The organism is Pseudomonas sp. GW821-FHT10C09, assembly GCF_059415465.1.
The window spans coordinates 38,489-56,407 of sequence record NZ_JBWKNG010000021.1; the positions used below are offsets into that span (position 1 = coordinate 38,489).

Sequence of the window (17,919 nt, forward strand, 5' to 3'; positions counted from 1 at the left end):
CTCTACAGGCCACGTCCCACGTGGCCTGCATCGATCCTTCCCAAGGTTATCCACAGCGTGATCCCCGGCGTTTGTGCGCAACTCGTTGAAACTGATGGTTTTTTGATCAGATCCTGAAGAAGCCCGGCCGGCGTGGGCTGGCGGGCTGTCTCTACAGGTTATCCACAGGCAGGTGCACGTTAATCTTGGATAAGCCTGTCAAGGCTCGCTGCGCAGCACCAGTTCGACCATCAAATCGTCCGCCAGGGTTTCCAGGCGCGACTGCAAGACGTCCAGCGACAAGGTCAGTGGCACGGCAAGAATCGCCTCGGCATGGAACAGCGGCTCGCTGCTCATCGGCGCCGGCCGCACTTCGGTCACCAACCTTTCCAGGTTCACCCCTTGTTCGCTGAGCAGACGAGTGATGTCGCGCACGATCCCCGGACGATCGTTGCCGACCAACTCCATTGCAATCGGCTTCCAGGTGCAGGATTGCTCGATGCCGCTTTCGGCAATCAGTACGCGAATGCCTTGGGCGGACAACGCCTGCAGGGCATCGACCAATTCATCGTAGGCCTCGGCCGGCACTCCCACCCGAAGGATCCCGGCAAACTGCCCGGCCATGCGCGACATGCGGCTTTCCAGCCAGTTGCCGCCGTGCTCGGCAATGCACTGGGCGATGCGCTCGACCTGCCCAGCCTTGTCCGGAGCAAATACTGTGAGTACGAGGTGGTCCATGGCGCAGCCCTCTTTTGTTATAGAAACAGAAGTATAGGCAAGGGGAAAAATTCAGCGCGGCACTGCTTTTGTGGCGAGGGAGCTTGCTCCCGCTGGGGCGCGAAGCGCCCCCTGCATTTATCCAGACCAGCGCATTCGCTGGTTTTGCGACTGCTTCGCAGCCGAGCGGGAGCAAGCTCCCTCGCCACAGAAACCAAAGCCCCATAGCCGTGCTTCAAAGATTATGTGTACAACTTTTTATATTTAACTGGAACAATCCAATGGTTTTTTGAGAACATCCCGTTCCCCGACATGACTGCAATGCGTCATGGGGTCGCAGAACGACGTAATTAGTCTAATTTTCACAAGCGCAATTCATCATGTAGTATGCCGCAGCGCGCACTACATAACGTTGGATCGATGTCTGCCACCGGCACACTCGCAACCCTGAAAAGCCCTGTCAGCAAGGCCTCCAAGCCGTTGATCGGACCGAACCCAGCCGCCCGAAAGGGCATGTACTGGCGGACGGGTTTGTGGTTTAAATGGCCAGAGGCTTCATTGTCAAAATTGAAGAGCTGAAAAGCGAAATAGCTGAGCAGAGTGAGGCAAGCAATGACTGAACACGTTCAAGTCGGTGGCCTGCAGGTCGCCAAAGTCCTGTTCGACTTCGTGAACAACGAAGCCATTCCCGGTACCGGCCTCACCGCCGATAAGTTCTGGGCCGGTGCCGACAAGGTCATTCATGACCTGGCGCCGAAGAACAAAGCCCTACTCGCCAAACGCGATGATTTCCAGGCTCGTATCGATGGCTGGCACCAGTCTCGTGCCGGTCAGGCGCACGACGCCGTGGCCTATAAAGCCTTCTTGCAAGACATCGGTTATCTGCTGCCAGAAGCGGCCGATTTCCAGGCAACGACGCAAAACGTCGATGACGAAATCGCCCGCATGGCCGGCCCACAGCTCGTGGTCCCGGTCATGAATGCCCGTTTCGCGCTCAACGCCTCGAACGCCCGCTGGGGTTCGCTGTATGACGCGCTCTACGGCACCGACGCCATCAGCGAAGCTGACGGCGCGGAAAAAGGCAAAGGCTACAACAAGGTTCGCGGCGACAAGGTGATTGCCTTCGCCCGCGCCTTCCTCGACGAGGCCGCGCCATTGGCTGCCGGCTCCCACGTCGATTCCACCGGCTACAAAATCGTTGACGGCAAACTGGTGGTCGCCCTTAAAGGCGGCAGCAACACCGGCCTGCGCAACGACGCTCAGCTGATCGGCTTCCACGGCGACACCAGCGCGCCGACCGCGATCCTGCTGAAGAACAACGGCCTGCACTTCGAAATCCAGGTCGACGCCAGCACCCCGGTCGGCCAGACCGACGCTGCAGGCATCAAAGACATCCTGATGGAAGCCGCACTGACCACCATCATGGACTGCGAAGACTCCGTCGCCGCCGTCGATGCCGATGACAAAGTGGTGATCTACCGCAACTGGCTCGGCCTGATGAAGGGCGACCTGTCGGAAGAAGTCTCCAAAGGTGGTAAGACTTTTACCCGCACCATGAACGCCGACCGCACCTACACCAGTGTCGATGGCAAGGAACTGAGCCTGCACGGTCGTTCGCTGTTGTTCGTACGTAACGTCGGTCACCTGATGACCATCGACGCCATCGTCGACAAAGACGGCAACGAAGTGCCGGAAGGCATCCTCGACGGTCTGGTGACCAGCCTTGCAGCGATCCACAGCCTCAATGGCCACAGCTCGCGCAAGAACAGCCGCACCGGTTCGGTCTACATCGTGAAGCCGAAAATGCACGGTCCGGAAGAGGCCGCGTTCACCAACGAACTGTTCGGTCGCATCGAAGAAGTTCTCGGTCTGCCGCGCAACACGCTGAAAGTCGGGATCATGGACGAGGAGCGCCGTACCACGGTCAACCTCAAGGCTTGCATCAAGGCGGCCAGCGAGCGCGTGGTGTTTATCAACACCGGTTTCCTCGACCGTACGGGCGATGAAATCCACACCTCCATGGAAGCCGGCCCGATGGTGCGCAAGGCCGACATGAAGGCCGAGAAGTGGATCGGCGCCTACGAGAACTGGAACGTCGATATCGGCTTGAGCACCGGCCTGCAAGGTCGCGCGCAGATCGGCAAAGGCATGTGGGCGATGCCCGACCTGATGGCGGCGATGCTCGAACAGAAAATCGCCCACCCACTGGCCGGCGCGAACACGGCCTGGGTTCCATCGCCGACCGCAGCTGCGCTTCACGCGTTGCACTACCACAAGGTCGACGTGTTCGCCCGTCAGGCCGAACTGGCCAAACGTGCGCGCGCTTCGGTGGACGACATCCTGACCATCCCGCTGGCCGTCAATCCACAGTGGACCGCCGAACAGATCAAGAACGAACTGGACAACAACGCCCAGGGCATTCTCGGTTATGTGGTGCGCTGGATCGACCAGGGCGTGGGTTGCTCGAAAGTGCCGGACATCAACGACGTCGGCCTGATGGAAGACCGTGCAACGCTGCGTATTTCCAGCCAGCACATCGCCAACTGGCTGCGCCACGGCATCGTGACCGAAGCGCAAGTGATGGAAAGCCTCAAGCGCATGGCGCCGGTGGTTGACCGTCAGAACGCCAATGACGCGCTGTACCGTCCGCTGGCCCCGAACTTCGACAGCAACATCGCCTTCCAGGCGGCGGTCGAACTGGTGGTCGAAGGCACGAAGCAGCCGAACGGCTACACCGAGCCGGTTCTGCACCGTCGTCGTCGCGAGTTCAAGGCTGCCAATGGCCTGTAACTAGTCGCTGACGCTGGACATGAAAAAGCCCTGATCTTTCGATCAGGGCTTTTTTATTTGTGAATGCAATCCACTGTGTGTGTGTGAATCAGAGAGATCAGTACTAAGGCTCTATGCCCAACTCATGCTTGACCAGCTCCAGCAACTTCTCGGTGTCGATAGGCTTGAGCAGGAAATCCACCACACTCAAATGCATCGCCGCGATGGCGTCTTTCACGTCAGCGTCGCCGGAAACAATGATGATGGGCAAGGCCGCCCGAACCGACTCACGCACCTGACGGATAAGTTCCAGGCCATCGACATTGCCCATACGCAAATCGGTGATCACCAGACCGATTGAAGGCTTTTTCACTTCCTCTTCAGCAACCAGCAACTTGAGTGCGGTTTCACCACTGGCAGCGGTGATGCAGCGAATACCGTCCAGTCCAAGAATCTGCGACAACAACTCGCGTGCATCTTTATCGTCGTCGACGATCAGCACTCGCTGCGGCGGCAAATCGGGTTCGAGCATGACGGCACTCAGCGCCTCGCGCTCGGCATCACTCAAAATATCTTGGTCGGACATGGCGCTCTCTACGTTTTCAATTCAATCCCCTAGCTCAATCGTCAGACACCGCTAAGCAGACCCTCAATGTGCACGTCGTCGGAAACTTTTTCTATAGCCAATGTAGGAGGTTTTTCCCACATTTGCGTCAGACATTTCCTAACTTCCGACACCTGCAAGGCCTACCTAGACTTACGTCCAATGGGCACTCCGCACGCAGGGGCGGACGATGGCAGAGTCATCCGACAACAACAATTCAAAAAAGACTGCGGTAATGGTTATGAGTAAAGCGGACGCCTTCACACAGGCAGGGAAAACCGCCGTATTGCAAAACATTCAGGGTACCTTGCAATTCCTTCAGCGTTTCCCGCCCTTCAATCAGATGGAACACGCTCACCTGGCGTACCTGGTTGAACAATGTCAGCTGCGTTTTTATGCCCCCGGCGACAGCATCATCAAGCCCGCCGATGGCCCGGTTGAACATTTCTACATCGTCAAACAGGGCCGCGTCGTAGGCGAGCGCCCGCACACGGCCAAGGGTGGCACCGAAACCACGTTCGAAATCACCACGGGGGAATGCTTCCCCTTGGCTGCGTTGCTGGGTGAACGGGCGACCCGAACTGAGCACTTGGCCGCCGAAGACACCTTTTGCCTTCAATTGAACAAGCTGGCGTTCATCAAACTGTTCGCGATTTCCAGCACCTTCCGCGACTTTGCCCTGCGCGGCGTCAGTAGCCTGCTGGATCAGGTCAACCAGCAAGTCCAGCAAAAAGCCGTGGAAACCCTCGGCACTCAGTACTCGCTGAACACACGCCTGGGCGAATTGGCCATGCGCCACCCGGTGACCTGCAGCCCGGCGACGCCGCTGCGTGAAGCAGTGACGCTGATGCACGAGCAACAGGTCGGCAGCATCGTCGTGGTCGATGAACACAAAGCCCCGCTGGGGATCTTCACCCTGCGCGACCTGCGCCATGTGGTAGCGGCCGGCACCAACGACTTCAACGAAACCATCGACCGACACATGACCCAGGCGCCGTTTTTCCTGTCGCCGGACCACAGCGCTTTCGACGCAGCCATCGCCATGACCGAGCGGCACATCGCGCATGTCTGCCTGGTGAAAGATCAACGCCTGTGCGGCGTGGTCTCGGAACGCGACCTGTTTTCCCTGCAACGGGTGGATCTGGTGCACCTGGCACGGACGATTCGCAGCGCCCAGCGCATCGAAAACCTGGTGCTGATGCGTGGCGAGATCGGCCAACTGGTCGAGCGCATGCTGGCTCATGGCGCCTCGTCGACGCAGATCACCCACATCATCACCTTGCTCAACGACCACACCGTGTGCCGGGTGATCGAACTGACCCTCGCCGACAAAGGCGACCCCGGCGTGCCGTTCAGTTGGTTGTGCTTCGGCAGCGAAGGCCGGCGTGAGCAGACGCTGCACACCGATCAGGACAACGGCATTCTGTTCGAGGCCAGGGACGCCGCGCACGCTGCCGAGATTCGCGGCAAGCTGTTGCCGATAGCCCAGCAGATCAACCAGAGCCTGGCGCTCTGCGGCTTCACGCTGTGCAAGGGCAACATCATGGCCGGCAACCCGGAGTTGTGTTTGTCGCGGGCCGAATGGGCGCGACGGTTTGCGGCGTTTATCCGCGAGGCGACGCCGGAGAACCTGCTGGGTTCGAGCATTTATTTCGACCTGCGCGTGGTCTGGGGTGACGAGCAAGGGTGCGAACAACTGCGTCGCGCGATTCTTGATCAGGTCGGCGATAACCGGTTGTTCCAGCGGATGCTGGCCGAAAACGCCTTGCGCAATCGTCCACCGGTGGGACGTTTCCGGGAGTTCGTGCTGGCGCGCAAGAACGGTGAAAAAGCCACGCTGGACCTCAAGGTGCAGGGGCTGACTCCCTTCGTCGATGGCGCACGGTTGCTGGCATTGGCCCACGGGATCGAGACCAACAATACCCTGGAGCGTTTTCGCCAACTGGTGGCCAAGGAAATCATTCAGCCGCTGGACGGGGCCGCCTATGAAGAGGCGTACCACTTCATTCAGCAAACCCGCATGCAGCAACATCAGCTGCAAACGCGGGAGAACTTGCCCTACTCCAACCGGGTCGATCCGGACAGCCTCAATCATCTGGACCGACGGATCCTGCGCGAATCCTTGCGCCAGGCGCAACGCCTGCAAAGCAGCCTGACCCTGCGGTATCAGCTATGAGCCTGTTTTCATGGCTGCGCCCGGCTACCCCGCTGCTGACGGAGGAGTTGCAACAACGACTCAAGTGCTTGCCGGCGGTAGCCGAGCTGGGTGAATGCAGCCTGCGTGAACAACGCTGGGTGGTGCTCGACCTGGAAACCACCGGGCTCAACCTGAACAGGGATCGGGTGTTGTCCATTGGTGCCGTGCTGATCGAGGACGGCGCCATCGACTTCAGCCAGCAGTTCGAACGCACGCTGCAATGCGCCGATATGAAGCTCGCGCCCAGCATGCTGATTCATGGCCTCGGCCCTAGCGCCATTGCGGCCGGCAGCGACCCGGCGCAAGCCCTGCTCGATTTCATGGAGTTCCTCGGCGACAGCCCGGTGTTGGCGTTTCATGCGCCGTTCGATCAGCACATGCTGGGCCGCGCATTGAAAGACCACCTGGGCTACAAGTTGGCGAATCCGTTTCTGGATGTGGCAGACATCGCCCCGCTGCTGTGCCCTCAGGCGCACATTCGCGAGGCTGGGCTGGATGAGTGGATCGACTGGTTCAAGCTGCAAGTGTTCGAGCGACATAACGCCAGTGCCGATGCGTTGGCGACGGCTGAATTGGCGTTGATCCTGTTTAGCCGGGCGCGGCAGCAGCAGATTCATAGTCCGTTGAATTTGCAGCAGCGGGTGAGTCAGTGGAAACGCCGGCAGCATGCGCCTTCATTCTAGTAATGGGGTGAATTGACTGGTGCCTTCGCGAGCAGGCTCGCTCCCACAGGGTTAACGCTGAACCCTGTGGGAGCGAGCCTGCTCGCGAAGAACGATAACGCGGTCGAACTGGTTACTTAACACTCCATTCACCCGACCAGCGCCAATTGCTTACCTTCCCCGCCTCTGCCACAATCGCGAACAATTCTCGTTAGTTAACACTTCCCAATCGGTGATGCTGCGTGTCGTCAATCCAAAGCCCCCACAGTGAGCTCGTTGGTGCGTTATATCGCGACCATCGCGGTTGGCTATTGGCCTGGCTGCGACGCAACGTGGCGTGCCCGCAACGTGCCGAAGACCTGAGCCAGGACACCTTTGTGCGGTTGCTGGGCCGCGATGAGCTGAATGAACCCCGCGAGCCGCGGGCGTTCCTGGTGGCAATTGCCAAAGGCCTGCTGTTCGACTACTTCCGCCGCGCAGCGCTGGAACAGGCCTACCTCACCGAACTGATGCTGATCCCCGAAGGCGAACAACCGTCGGTCGAGGAGCAGCAGTTGATCCTCGAAGACCTCAAGGCCATCGACCGTTTGCTGGGTCAGCTGTCGAGCAAGGCTCGCGCCGCGTTTCTCTATAACCGCCTCGACGGCCTCACCCATGCCGAAATCGCCGAACGACTGGGCGTCTCGGTGCCGCGTGTCCGGCAATACCTGGCCCAAGGGATTCGTCAGTGCTACATCGCCTTGTACGGTGAACCGGTATGAGCCCGGTCAGCTCCAAACCGGTGTCGGCCAAAGTGCTGGATGCAGCGATTGCCTGGCAATTGTCCCTCGACTCCGGCAGTCCGGTGGAGCGCGAAGCGTTCAGCCAGTGGCACGCAGCCCACGAGGAACATGCCCGCGCCTGGCGCCAGCTGGGCATGCTCGACCAGCGTTTCAGCGTTGCCAACGGCCCGGCTCGCACGGCGTTGCTGCAATCGCGTGAAAGCATTCGTCGTCGCGTGCGCAAACTGGGCAGCGGTGTGGCCAGTGTTATCGCCGTGATCGGACTGGCGTTGTTTGCCGGTGAGCGTTATTTGCCCCTCGACTATTGGCTGGCAGACCAGCGCACCGCCACCGGCGAGCAGCGCACCCTGCGCCTGGCGGACGGCACGCTGCTCAACCTCAACACCCACAGCGCCGTGGACATCCGTTTTGATGAGAAGCAGCGGCGGATCATCCTTCAGGAAGGCGAAATCCTCGTCGAGACCGGTCACGGCGATGCCCGGCCGTTTATCGTCGAAACCCGCGAAGGCAGCATGCGTGCACTCGGGACGTTGTTCCTGGTCAAGCGCGAGGAAGAAGGCACGCGCCTGAGCGTGTTGAAGTCCGCCGTCGCCGCGCATCCGCAGGCGAGTCCTGAAGAACAGATTCTGCAAGAAGGCCAGCAAGTGCTAATGCGCAGCAATGGCCTGGGGCCGATTGTCGCCGTCAATGCCGGCGCCGACGCGTGGACTCGCGGCATGCTGGTGGTCGATAACGCCCGCCTGGAAGACCTGGTGTTCGAACTCGGCCGGTATCGGCGCGGGCACCTGGGTGTTGCACCCGAGATTGCCGACCTGCGGATCACTGGGAGCTTCCCGCTGCATGACACCGACAAAGCCTTGAGCGCCCTGCTGCCGACCCTGCCGGTGCAGATCGAACAACACACGCCGTGGTGGGTGACGGTGGCGAAGGCTGATGCCAAACCTTGAGTCCTGTGGTGTCTGAGCGGCCGTCTTCGCGAGCAGGCTCGCTCCCACAGGGGATCTCCAGTGGACTCAAATTCTGTGTACACCAAAGATCAAACTGTGGGAGCGAGCCTGCTCGCGAAGATGCCGTCTGACTCAATCAATTTTCTGAATCGAAATTATTTTCATCCAGCCCTATCACTTTTCAATTCTCGTCCGGCACCTAAACAATTGAGAAATGTTTCCATTCAGGAGCCGCCGTATGTCCCGTTCGCTGAACACCTTGTTGCGCCCCAGTTTGCTGGCTATCGCCATTGCCCTTTGTGCCCCTCTGGCCAGCACTCAGCTGATCGCCGCTGAACAGGCCTCCAGCGTTCACGCCTACAACCTGCCGGCCGCGCCATTGGCCAGCACCCTGAATCAGATTGCCAGCCAGGCCGGCCTGGCGCTGTCGCTGAATCCATCCCTGGCCGCGGGCAAAACCTCGGCGCCGGTGAAGGGTCAGTTCGACGCGGCCGCCGCCCTGCGTGAAGCCTTGCGCGGCACAGGGCTGCAACTGGAACAAAGCAGCGCCGGCACCTACAGCCTGGTCGCCATTCCCGAGGGCACACTGGCCCTGCCGGAAACCGCGGTCATTGGTACGGAAAACATCGAAAGTGCCTGGGGCCCGGTAGACGGCTACCTCGCCAAACGTACCGCCGCCGGCACCAAGACCGATACTGCGCTGGTCGACGCACCGCGCTCGATTTCCGTCGTTACACGCGAGCAAATGGACGACCGCAACGTCCAGAACCTCGATGACGCCGTGCGCTACATGCCCGGCACCACCGCCAGCAGCTACGGCAGCGACACCCGCGCCGACTGGTTGCGCGTGCGTGGTTTCGAACCGACCCAGTTCCTCGATGGCCTGCCACTGCCTAAAGGCACGTATGCCACCCCGAAACAGGAAACGTGGAACCTCGATCGCCTCGCCGTTCTGCGCGGCCCGGCTTCGTCCGTTTATGGCCAAACCCCTCCGGGCGGCCTGCTGGACATGGTCAGCCGTCGTCCAACCGCTGAAGACAGCCACGAAATCCAACTGCAATACGGCAACTACAACCAGCGCCAGATCAACTTCGCCAGCACCGGCAAGATCGATGACGAAGGCCAGTTTCTCTACAGCCTGAGCGGTGTGGTGCGCGACAGTGACACGCAGATCGACCACGTCGACAACAAGCGCTACAACATTGCGCCGAGCCTGACCTGGAACATCGACGAAGACACCCGATTCACCTTGCTCACCCAGTTCACCCGTGACGATACCGGCATCACCAGCCAGTTCCTGCCGGTGCAAGGTACGAAAATCGACATGCCGTTCGGTGATATTTCTCACCACAAAAACCTCGGCGATCCGGAGTGGGAATACTACGACCGCACCTACTACGCGCTGGGCTATGCGTTCGAACATCGCTTGAACGACGTCTGGCAGTTCAGGCAGAACCTGCGTTACACCAAGACGGATCTGTCGTTCCAGGCCGTCACCGTTGGCTCGTATCCGTTCACCCAGGTGGATGACGCGGGCAATGTTGGCCGCACCACCACCAGCGTCGATGAAGACATCAGCCAGTTCGCCGTGGATAACAATTTCCAGGCTGACTTCGCGACCGGCGAAGTGAATCACACCGTGCTGCTTGGTCTCGATCACCAACGCAGCAATACCAATTACCTCTCCATTTTCGGCACCGCACCACCGATCAACGTCAACAACCCGATCCATGGCTTGCCGATCGAGCGTCCGGCGCGTTCCACCGCGTTCTACGATTACGACCAGAAGACCTACCAGACCGGCCTGTACGTGCAGGATCAAATGGCCCTCGACCAATGGCGCCTGACCCTCGGCGGCCGTGAAGACTGGGTGCATACCGGCACCAAGTTCTTCAACAAGGGCGATGCCACCAACACCGAGCGCGACAAGAATTTCAGCGGCAACGCGGCGATCAGCTACGTCTTCGACTCGGGCTTTGTGCCGTACCTGTCGTACGCCGAATCCTTCCAGCCGACCACCGGCGCTGCGGCTTCGTCCACCGAATCGTTCAAACCCACCGAAGGCAAGCAGTGGGAACTGGGCATCAAGTACCAGCCGCCCGGCAGCAACACCCTGCTGACCGCTGCGATCTACGACCTGACCCAGAAAAACGTCTCGGTCACCACCACGGTTGCCGGTACGCCGATCACCAGCCAGACCGGTGAAGTCAAAGTCAAAGGCCTGGAACTGGAAGCGGTTTCCGACGTGACCGAAAACCTCAAGCTCATCGCCGCGTACACCCTGGCCAAATCCGAAGTGCAGGATGGCGACTTCAAAGGCAATCGCCTGCAACTGATGCCTAACCAACAGGCCTCGCTGTGGACTGACTACACCTGGCACAACGGCGTGCTGGACGGCTTCGGCGTAGGCGCCGGCGTTCGCTACACCGGCAATACCTATGGCGATCAGGCCAACACCGAACTGGGCAAGGCAGATGCCTACACCGTGTTCGACGCTGCCGTTCATTACGACCTCGGCCGCCTGGACAACACCCTGAAAGGCGCGTCCCTGGCCCTGAACGCCACCAACCTGTTCGACAAGGACTACATCTCCACTTGTGACAGTTTCTACTGCTACTACGGCGACCAGCGCAGCGTCGTCGCCAGTGCAACCTACAAGTGGTAATCGTCTGACCTGACATGCCCCAACACCAGGCCGTCCTCTTCAGGACGGCTTTGGTATTTCTGAAGGCCTGGAAATGAAAAGTAAAACAATCCGCCGCTGGTCCTTCGTCCACACCTGGACCAGCCTGATCTGCACGGTCTTTTTGCTGATGCTGGCATTGACCGGGTTGCCGTTGATCTTCCACCACGAGATCGACCATCTGCTGGGCGATGCTGCCGAGTTGAAGTCGATGCCGGCGGACACACCGAGGCTGGATTTGCAGCAGTTGGTGCAGGCGGCTGAAAAGCATCGTCCCGGCGAGGTCATGCAGTACTTCGGTTTTGAGGACGACGAGCCCAACGGCGCCGTTACGATCATGGCGGCCACCGCCGGCACCGAGCCGAACTCCTCGCACACCTTCATGCTCGACGCCCGCACCGGCGAAGCCGTGGAGATGCCCTCGGCCAATGGCGGATTCATGATGGTCATGCTGCGCCTGCACGTGGACATGTTTGCCGGCCTGCCGGGCAAGTTGCTGCTGGCGTTCATGGGGCTGATGTTTGTGGCGGCGATCATTTCCGGGACGGTGCTGTACTTGCCCTTCATGCGTCGCTTGAAATTCGCCACCGTGCGCCAGGACAAATCCACTCGCCTGCGCTGGCTGGATCTGCACAACCTGATCGGCGTGGTCACGCTGACCTGGGCGCTCGTCGTCGGCGTGACCGGCGTGATCAGTGCCTGTGCCGACCTGCTGATTGCTGCCTGGCGCAACGACAGCCTGACTGCGATGGTCGCACCGTACCGCGACGCGCCACCGCTGACGCACCTCGCACCGGCGAGCCGTCTGCTCGACATTGCCGAGGAAGTGGCGCCAGACATGACGCCCGACTTCATCGCCTTCCCCGGCACGCGGTTTTCCAGCGAACACCATTACGCGGTGTTCATGAAAGGCAGCACCCACCTGACATCGCACTTGCTGACACCGGTGCTGATCGACGCCAGCACCCTGCAAGTCACCGCCGTGGCTGAACGACCGTGGTACATGGACGCCATGGGCATGTCGCAGCCGCTGCACTTTGGCGATTACGGCGGCATGCCGATGAAGATCCTGTGGGCGACCCTCGATGTGCTGACCATCATCGTGCTCGGCAGCGGGGTTTACCTGTGGGTGGTGCGGCGCAAAGCGGCAAAACCAGTGCTCGAACCTGCCGAGGCTCAAGCATGAAGCCGAGGCAATCGAACTTCTGGAAGGTCTTCGGCACACCCGCGTTTATCGCCTTGCTCAGCGCTGCCGGGTTGTTCGCCGCGCTGCTGGGTGATGGCGTGTGGGACGCCCTCAGCTGGCTCGGCCTGGGCGTGCCCGCGTTCTTCGCCCTGCGCGGCCTCTTGCAACGTCACTGAACTGTGTCGGTGCGCTATGCTGCCCGACACTGCCACCGACCGAGACGTTGCCATGTCCGCCCCCAGCATGACCCTGTACCACAACTCGTTATCGCCCTTCGTTCGTAAAGTCATGGTGCTGCTGCACGAAACCGGTCAGACCGGCCGCGTGGCGCTGCAAGACTGTGTGCTCACGCCGGTCAACCCGGACCTGTCACTCAACGAAGACAACCCGCTGGGCAAAATCCCCGCCCTGCGCCTGGCCGACGGCACCGTCATCCATGACAGCCGGGTGATCCTCGATTACCTCGATCACCAGCATGTCGGCAACCCGCTGATTCCGCGCGAAGGCTCGGCCCGCTGGCGTCGCCTGACCCTGGCCTCCCTGGCCGACGGGATCATGGACGCGTCGGTGCTGGTTCGTTACGAAATGGTCCTGCGCGACCCGCAGAAGCATTGGGACGAGTATCTGGATGCCCAGCGCGACAAGATTCGTCGCGGCTTGGCGTTGCTGGAAAAGGACGCGATTGCCGAGCTGACCAGCCATTTCGATGTCGCGGCGATCAGCGTGGCCTGTGCGCTGGGCTACATCGACCTGCGCCATCCGGATCTGCAATGGCGCGAGGCGAATCCGCAGTTGACGGCGTGGTATTTCGAGGTGAGTCAGCGGCCTTCGATGTTGGCGACGATGCCTAAGGTCTAGATCTTCATTGATTGTTCCGGCCTCTTCGCGAGCAGGCTCGCTCCCACAATTGATCTGCGGTGTCTGCAAATTTTGCGTCCGCTGCAGATTCCTTGTGGGAGCGAGCCTGCTCGCGATGGCACCACACCGCATCCACCGGAAACAACACCGCAATCAGCGTTGCCAACACCTCCCCTTCCCGCTGATCCTCCCGCAACCCAATCGACCGGCTCATTCCACCGCCCCCAGATCAAACACCATCGGCTTCGCGTTCTTCTGCCCGATCCCGTACCAGTCCAGCTTACGGGTCAACACCATGAACACCCCGAGCAAGCCGAACAGCAACAACGAGCCCATCAGCAACGCGTAATCCTCGGCACTCAACAAGCCATAGAGCAAGCCGTACAACGCCGCCAGCCCCGCCGAAAAACTCAAGCCATGGCGCACGCTGCGCAGCACATGGCAGACATAAAACCCGATCAACAACACACAGCCCGCCGACGACAACAGATACGCCAGGGCAAAGCCGATGTGTTCGGACAGCGACAGCAGCAACAGATAGAAGAACGCCAACGCCACGCCGACCAACGCGTATTGCACCGGGTGCACCGCCAGGCTTTTCAGCACTTCGAACAGGAAGAATCCGGCGAAGGTCAGGACGATAAACAGCAACGCATATTTGATCGCCCGATCACTCTTCAGATACTGATCCACCGGATCGATAAAGCTCACGCCGAAGCTGCGCCCGTTGTACGCCTCGCAACCACCGCCGGACACACAACTGCTCAGCGCTTCCTGCAGGTTGGTGGAGAAGAACGACGTCTGCCAGTTGGCTGTAAAGCCTTGATCGGTGACTTCACGCTGGGCCGGCAGGTAGTTGCCGATGAAGCTCGGATGCGGCCAGTTCGCGCTCAGCGAGACTTTGCTGGTCTTGCCCACCGGAAGAATCTGTAACTGCCCGGTGCCCTGCAAACGCAGGTCAAAACCGAAGGCCAGCTCTGTGACTTGTTTGGTGTCCAGCGCTGGCAACGTCACGTGCACGCCCTCGCCCAGCCAACCCACCTGACTGCCCGGAACGAAGTCCAGCGTCTGGCCGTTCAGGTCCAGTTTCAACGCATTTTCGATGCCGCGAATGTCGCTGATGCCCACCGCCAGAAACGGCTGGTCAAACTGGTAATCCGCAAAGTCTTCCTTGATGCCCCATTGCGCCGGGACCGAGAAGTGCCCGCTGATATGGTTTTCTGCATGGAACAGGCGCGCCTCGTAAATGCCCCGCGAGCGGAGTTCGGTCTGGATCTGACCATCGAGCTCGAAACGCTCTGGCAGGAAGTACAAACGACCGCGCTCTTCGCCGATGTCCTGGTAGCGCTGGTTGGTTTTCTCGTTAAGCTTCCAGGTGCGCACCACTTTGCGATACGGCACCACCATCAGCGGGCCGCTCAGTTGCTGGCTGAAACTGGAGCTGCGGGCGATGTCTTCGAGTACACCGTCACGCAGTTGCTGGCGGTCCTGGATAATGCCGTTGATCATCAAGAGCGGAATCAGTAGCAACAAAATCAGAAGGGCAATGGCCCCGAGTTTTAGGGTCAGGCTGCGGTTCATGGGACTCTCCCTGTTTGGATCGGGAGATTCTGGGAGCGCTGTGTGGGGGATTTATGGAGGGATTATGGAGTTTATGTGGAGACTGCACTGCCTCTAGTGGGAGCGAGCCTGCTCGCGAATGCCGCGACTCGGTCCTAAGCCAGGCGCAACCTGACTTCAACACCGCCCTCAGCATTGCCAATGCTCAACGACCCGCCATGCAACTTGACCACTTCTTCGACAAAATTTAGCCCCAACCCTGTACTTTTCCGCCCGCTGTCCGGACGCGGCAACGAATAAAACCGCTCGCTCAACCTCGGCAACGCATAGTCGGGAATCGCCTCTGCCTGGTTGAACAGCCTGAACTCAATCTGTTCCCCAACACGCTCGGCGCTGAAACGCAGCACACCCTGAACCGGGGTGAAATCCAGCGCGTTCTCCAACAAGTTCCCCAGCGCCTGACGCAACAGAAACGGCTCACCGGTCAGCGTCAGGTCCGTTGAAATCTGTTGCTCCACGCGCAACTGCTTGCCCTCGATCCGCGCCGCCTGGGCCTTCAACACTTCATCCACCAACCCGGCCAACGGCACCGCCACCCGCTCCTCAAGACCTTGGCGTTGCTCCACCTGCGCCAGGTTCAACAGCCGCTCAATCAACTGCTGCATGCGCACGCTTTCGCTATCAATATTGCTGACGAACCGCTGCTGCTGTGCCAATGGCATCTCGCCCTGCAGCAACTCCGCCGCCCCACGAATCGCTGCCAATGGACTCTTCAATTCATGGGTCAGCGTGTGCACGTAACGCTCGACGTAGGCCTTGCCTTCGAGCTGCGTGCGCATGTGCTCCACCGCTGTCGCCAGTTGCTCCAGTTCGCCGCCGCGGTAATGCGGCACCTCGACCCGTCGGCCGTCACTCACCGCTTGCGCATAAGCGGTCAACCGTCGCAGCGCTGCGCTCAACCACCACGACAACAACGCCCCGAACAACAGGCCAAGGCCAATCAGCCCGGCGCCATACACCAGCAATCGTCGTTCGGTGCGATCGACGTAAGGCTGCAACGAGCTGTTGGGCTTGGCCACGGTAACCACGCCGATGATCTGGCCATTGTCGCGGATCGGAGCGCCTACATGCATCACCGAGGAATTGGCGTCGTTCGGATCGCTGCGCGTGGAGCGGGCGCCGTATTCGCCGCGCAGGGTCAGGTAGACGTCGTTCCAGCGCGAGTAATCCTGCCCCACCGCCGCGCCGCTGGAGTCCAGCACCACGATGCCTTTGGCGTCGGTGACGTAGATGCGGTGATTGACCTGATTCTTCGGCAAGCCCCAGATGCTTGCCTTCGGTTGCCGCTCGCCGTAGGCCTTGAGCAACTCGGGCCAGCGATTCTGGTTGAGGGTCCCGGCCTTGAAGTCGTCGCGCAGGATTTCGGCCATCAGGTTGGCCGTGTCGACCAGGGTTTCTTCGGTGGACTGGCGCACACCGGGACGGATTTCTTCCATCACGGTGTTGAGCACGAAGTAACCGGTCAGGCCGATGAACAGCACGTAGACCAGGAAAATCCGGATCCCCAGCGGCATCAGCTGTGCCCCGGGCTGTAGCTGTAGCCGAGGCCGCGATGGGTCTGGATTGGCTCGGCGTCTGCCCGTACCAGACGCAATTTGGCGCGCACGCTCTTGATGTGGCTGTCGATGCTGCGCTCGTAACCGGCATCGGCGGCGATGCCCAACGCATCCAGCAACTGATCGCGGCTGAACACCCGCTCGGGTTGTTCCAGCAGGCATTGCAGCAAGCGGAATTCGTGACGGGTCAGGCTCAGCGGTTGACCGCGATAATTGATTTGCACCCGTTCGTTGTCGACCCGAAACAGCGCCGATGAGGATTCGGCCACAGTCCTTGGCGCCATGCGTTTGAGAATGGCCCGGACCCGAGCGGCCACTTCCCGTGGGCTGAAGGGCTTGACCACGTAATCGTCGGCACCGATCTCCAGGCCCACCACCCGGTCGATTTCGGCATCGCGGGCACTGAGGAAGATCACCGGCACTTCGCTGAAACGGCGCAATTGCTTGCAGGTCTCGAAGCCGCTGATATCGGGCAAACCAATGTCGAGAATGATCAAATCCGCTGGCGCGGCACGCTGATGCTCCAGCGCTGCCGCACCCAGGCTCAGCCAGGTCGTGGTGAAGCCTTCACCCTGCAACGCGAAAACCAGGGTGTCGGCAATCGCCGCTTCGTCTTCGACAATCAAGATATGAGGCATGGCGTCCTGGCCCGTTTATGAAGTGGGCGAACGGTGCCCCAAGGCTCACGTCACGTCAATCAGACCACTTGAATTCAGCAGTCGGGTTTGTCGGCGGTAAAACGACGTGCCGGGTTCACCGCTGCGCCGAATTCACGCAAGGCCTTGGCGCCGATCAACAAAGGGTAGTTGAAGCTGCTGCGGTCGGTCAGGTTGACCTCGACGGTGCGCTTGACGTTGCCCAGGCACAGTTCCAGATCGACCACCGGACGCTTGGTGGGCTCGACCGCTTCCTTGTCATCGTCCTCTTCTTCAGAGCGAGTCTTGATCTTGCTGATCCGCGCGACCTTGTGTTCGTAGACTTTGTTGCTGGCGTCCTTGGTGGCGAGGCGGAAACGCACCCAGTCTTCGCCGTCGCGGGTGAAGGTTTCGATGTCCTTGGCCGACAGCGACGCGGTCAGGGCGCCGGTGTCCATCTTGGCCTTGAGCACCTCGCCGCCGATTTCCGGCAGCGCGATGTATTCGTAACGCCCGTACAGGGTCGGCTCGGCGGCCAGGACCGGCAGGGCCACCAGGGAAAACAGTGCGAGGATCGATTTCACGTAATGGGCATCCTTTGGAAATTGGGGCGCAGTGGCCGAACTCTAGACCGCAAACAACAACGATAGTTGGACTGTCATAGATCCCTGTGGCGAGGGGGCTTGCCCCCGTCCGACTGCAAAGCAGTCGTAAACCGGTTCAT

At 60.2% G+C, this 17,919-nt stretch carries 15 protein-coding genes; 9 read left to right on the forward strand and 6 right to left on the reverse strand.

Translation table 11 applies throughout. From position 1 onward, the window contains the following. Positions 1–198: 198 nt before the first annotated feature. On the reverse strand, positions 199–717 hold the full coding sequence (locus AC07N8_RS21460; RefSeq protein WP_027926687.1) for a glycine cleavage system transcriptional repressor: 519 nt from the start codon (positions 715–717) through the stop codon (positions 199–201). Positions 718–1,308: 591 nt separating this feature from the next. On the opposite strand from AC07N8_RS21460, the gene AC07N8_RS21465 reads away from it, so the two are divergent. Further along, positions 1,309–3,486 (forward strand): malate synthase G, encoded by a 2,178-nt coding sequence (locus tag AC07N8_RS21465; protein ID WP_493145821.1) that lies wholly within the window; start codon positions 1,309–1,311, stop codon positions 3,484–3,486. Between the two features lie 103 nt (positions 3,487–3,589). Here the strand turns inward: AC07N8_RS21465 and AC07N8_RS21470 are convergent, their stop codons facing one another. Continuing rightward, on the reverse strand, positions 3,590–4,051 hold the full coding sequence (locus tag AC07N8_RS21470) for a response regulator (protein WP_483843129.1): 462 nt from the start codon (positions 4,049–4,051) through the stop codon (positions 3,590–3,592). A 253-nt stretch (positions 4,052–4,304) separates the two neighbouring features. Between AC07N8_RS21470 and AC07N8_RS21475 the strand changes: the two genes are divergently transcribed. The 8 genes from AC07N8_RS21475 to AC07N8_RS21510 all read left to right on the forward strand — a co-directional run bounded on the left by AC07N8_RS21475 (position 4,305) and on the right by AC07N8_RS21510 (position 13,384). After that, entirely contained in the window at positions 4,305–6,245 is a 1,941-nt protein-coding gene (locus AC07N8_RS21475; protein WP_493145820.1) for a putative nucleotidyltransferase substrate binding domain-containing protein, read from the forward strand. Beyond that, positions 6,242–6,949, forward strand: a complete 708-nt coding sequence (locus tag AC07N8_RS21480; protein ID WP_493145819.1) for a 3'-5' exonuclease — start codon at positions 6,242–6,244, stop codon at positions 6,947–6,949. Before AC07N8_RS21475 ends, AC07N8_RS21480 begins: the two co-directional genes overlap by 4 nt. Before the next feature lie 221 nt (positions 6,950–7,170). After that, positions 7,171–7,689: an RNA polymerase sigma factor gene (locus AC07N8_RS21485; RefSeq protein WP_483843132.1), complete on the forward strand. Its 519-nt coding sequence runs from the start codon at positions 7,171–7,173 to the stop codon at positions 7,687–7,689. After that, complete coding sequence (locus tag AC07N8_RS21490; protein WP_483843133.1) at positions 7,686–8,657, forward strand: FecR domain-containing protein; 972 nt, start codon at positions 7,686–7,688, stop codon at positions 8,655–8,657. Before AC07N8_RS21485 ends, AC07N8_RS21490 begins: the two co-directional genes overlap by 4 nt. A 238-nt stretch (positions 8,658–8,895) precedes the next feature. Beyond that, positions 8,896–11,322 (forward strand): TonB-dependent siderophore receptor, encoded by a 2,427-nt coding sequence (locus AC07N8_RS21495; RefSeq protein WP_493145818.1) that lies wholly within the window; start codon positions 8,896–8,898, stop codon positions 11,320–11,322. A 73-nt stretch (positions 11,323–11,395) separates the two neighbouring features. Next, positions 11,396–12,526, forward strand: a complete 1,131-nt coding sequence (locus AC07N8_RS21500; RefSeq protein ID WP_483843135.1) for a PepSY-associated TM helix domain-containing protein — start codon at positions 11,396–11,398, stop codon at positions 12,524–12,526. Further along, positions 12,523–12,702 (forward strand): hypothetical protein, encoded by a 180-nt coding sequence (locus tag AC07N8_RS21505; protein ID WP_493145817.1) that lies wholly within the window; start codon positions 12,523–12,525, stop codon positions 12,700–12,702. Before AC07N8_RS21500 ends, AC07N8_RS21505 begins: the two co-directional genes overlap by 4 nt. Before the next feature lie 52 nt (positions 12,703–12,754). After that, positions 12,755–13,384, forward strand: coding sequence for a glutathione S-transferase family protein (locus AC07N8_RS21510; RefSeq protein WP_483843136.1), 630 nt, complete (start codon positions 12,755–12,757; stop codon positions 13,382–13,384). Positions 13,385–13,594: 210 nt separating this feature from the next. On the opposite strand, the gene creD is transcribed toward AC07N8_RS21510, so the two are convergent. The 4 genes from creD to rloA2 all read right to left on the reverse strand — a co-directional run bounded on the left by creD (position 13,595) and on the right by rloA2 (position 17,779). Further along, complete coding sequence (creD, locus tag AC07N8_RS21515) at positions 13,595–14,965, reverse strand: cell envelope integrity protein CreD (RefSeq protein WP_493145816.1); 1,371 nt, start codon at positions 14,963–14,965, stop codon at positions 13,595–13,597. Positions 14,966–15,099: 134 nt separating this feature from the next. Beyond that, positions 15,100–16,518 (reverse strand): two-component system sensor histidine kinase CreC, encoded by a 1,419-nt coding sequence (gene creC / locus AC07N8_RS21520; RefSeq protein WP_493145815.1) that lies wholly within the window; start codon positions 16,516–16,518, stop codon positions 15,100–15,102. After that, complete coding sequence (creB, locus tag AC07N8_RS21525; protein ID WP_493145814.1) at positions 16,518–17,198, reverse strand: two-component system response regulator CreB; 681 nt, start codon at positions 17,196–17,198, stop codon at positions 16,518–16,520. The genes creC and creB overlap by 1 nt, the downstream gene beginning before the upstream one ends. 74 nt (positions 17,199–17,272) lie before the next feature. Continuing rightward, entirely contained in the window at positions 17,273–17,779 is a 507-nt protein-coding gene (gene rloA2, locus AC07N8_RS21530) for a retropepsin-like aspartic peptidase RloA2 (RefSeq protein ID WP_493145813.1), read from the reverse strand. Positions 17,780–17,919 lie beyond the last annotated feature (140 nt).

What these genes read in the sequence shown, in the direction of transcription:
- creD (WP_493145816.1), bottom strand. Translation starts at nt 14,965, where the DNA reads ATGAACCGCAGCCTGACCCTAAAACTCGGGGCCATTGCCCTTCTGATT.
- AC07N8_RS21510 (WP_483843136.1), top strand. Translation starts at nt 12,755, where the DNA reads ATGTCCGCCCCCAGCATGACCCTGTACCACAACTCGTTATCGCCCTTC.
- AC07N8_RS21500 (WP_483843135.1), top strand. Translation starts at nt 11,396, where the DNA reads ATGAAAAGTAAAACAATCCGCCGCTGGTCCTTCGTCCACACCTGGACC.
- AC07N8_RS21480 (WP_493145819.1), top strand. Translation starts at nt 6,242, where the DNA reads ATGAGCCTGTTTTCATGGCTGCGCCCGGCTACCCCGCTGCTGACGGAG.
- AC07N8_RS21460 (WP_027926687.1), bottom strand. Translation starts at nt 717, where the DNA reads ATGGACCACCTCGTACTCACAGTATTTGCTCCGGACAAGGCTGGGCAG.
- creB (WP_493145814.1), bottom strand. Translation starts at nt 17,198, where the DNA reads ATGCCTCATATCTTGATTGTCGAAGACGAAGCGGCGATTGCCGACACC.
- creC (WP_493145815.1), bottom strand. Translation starts at nt 16,518, where the DNA reads ATGCCGCTGGGGATCCGGATTTTCCTGGTCTACGTGCTGTTCATCGGC.
- AC07N8_RS21505 (WP_493145817.1), top strand. Translation starts at nt 12,523, where the DNA reads ATGAAGCCGAGGCAATCGAACTTCTGGAAGGTCTTCGGCACACCCGCG.
- AC07N8_RS21470 (WP_483843129.1), bottom strand. Translation starts at nt 4,051, where the DNA reads ATGTCCGACCAAGATATTTTGAGTGATGCCGAGCGCGAGGCGCTGAGT.
- AC07N8_RS21475 (WP_493145820.1), top strand. Translation starts at nt 4,305, where the DNA reads ATGGTTATGAGTAAAGCGGACGCCTTCACACAGGCAGGGAAAACCGCC.
- AC07N8_RS21490 (WP_483843133.1), top strand. Translation starts at nt 7,686, where the DNA reads ATGAGCCCGGTCAGCTCCAAACCGGTGTCGGCCAAAGTGCTGGATGCA.
- AC07N8_RS21465 (WP_493145821.1), top strand. Translation starts at nt 1,309, where the DNA reads ATGACTGAACACGTTCAAGTCGGTGGCCTGCAGGTCGCCAAAGTCCTG.
- AC07N8_RS21495 (WP_493145818.1), top strand. Translation starts at nt 8,896, where the DNA reads ATGTCCCGTTCGCTGAACACCTTGTTGCGCCCCAGTTTGCTGGCTATC.